The 216-nt window shown below is 31.0% G+C and carries 1 protein-coding gene; it reads right to left on the bottom strand.

The features are described 5' to 3' along the window. Window positions 1-212: IS200/IS605 family transposase (tnpA, locus tag CD172_RS12445; RefSeq protein WP_142384455.1), on the bottom strand; the 212-nt coding region annotated here is incomplete at its 3' end. Window positions 213-216 lie beyond the last annotated feature (4 nt).

Below are 216 nucleotides of genomic sequence, written 5' to 3'. Positions count from 1 at the left end.
GGAGGTATACTCACAAGCATATGAATATGATCTTTACATGCTTCAGCTTCTATGATTTCAACACCTTTTCTTTCACATAGTTGTCTCAGAATTATTCCGATATCTCTTTTTAATTTTCCATATATTATTTGTCTTCTATATTTTGGTGCGAAAACTATGTGATACTTACAATTCCATTTTGTATGTGCTAAACTGTTTGTGTCGTTAGACATTATG

Origin of the sequence: Staphylococcus agnetis, from assembly GCF_002901865.1 — a bacterium.
In the GTDB taxonomy this organism is placed as follows: Bacteria; Bacillota; Bacilli; order Staphylococcales; family Staphylococcaceae; genus Staphylococcus; species Staphylococcus agnetis.
This window is presented reverse-complemented; position numbering and strand designations above follow the sequence as displayed.